The organism is Bartonella phoceensis, assembly GCF_902825145.1.
Taxonomy (GTDB): domain Bacteria; phylum Pseudomonadota; class Alphaproteobacteria; order Rhizobiales; family Rhizobiaceae; genus Bartonella; species Bartonella phoceensis.
This window is the reverse complement of sequence record NZ_CADEAD010000040.1, coordinates 1-564: the sequence shown is the minus strand read 5'-3', so window position 1 is coordinate 564 and position 564 is coordinate 1. Positions and strand designations below refer to the sequence as shown.

The window sequence follows — 564 nt, the reverse complement described above, 5'->3', positions numbered from 1 at the left end:
TTAAGGTTCATGTAGTCAAGGAAGATGGCAGTACAGTTGAAGAGCAAAGTTATGATGATGTAGCGAAAGCGTTTGCTGGTGTAGGCAATTCTTTCACGAATATTCATAAAGAACTTAAGAATGAGATTGCCCAAGTTGTTAGTGACAGTCTTGTTAAGCAAGATGCTGGTACACATATCATAGCGATTGGTGGTGAAAAGAGCGGTACAGAAGTTACGTTTGCGAATACTGATGGAGCGTCTCGGACTTTGTCAGGTGTGAAATCAGGAATGCTTTCGGAAGAATCGAGTGATGCGGTCAATGGTTCGCAGCTTTTTGCGACCAATCAAAATGTCAGCACTGTATCTCACAATCTGCAAACGGCAGCTACAAATATAGCGAATTCTTTTGGTGGTGGAGCTCGGTATGAGAAAGGCGAATGGACAGGTCCGACCTTCAAGGTTCATGTAGTCAAGGAAGATGGCAGTACAGTTGAAGAGCAAAGTTATGATGATGTAGCGAAAGCGTTTGCTGGTGTAGGCAATTCTTTCACGAATATTCATAAAGAACTTAAGAATGAGATCG

Annotated in this window: 1 pseudogene; it reads left to right on the top strand. The window is 42.4% G+C overall.

Annotated elements, in window-relative coordinates:
* A pseudogene (locus J7R07_RS07985) lies at positions 1-564 on the top strand (Vomp family autotransporter); the annotation flags it as partial.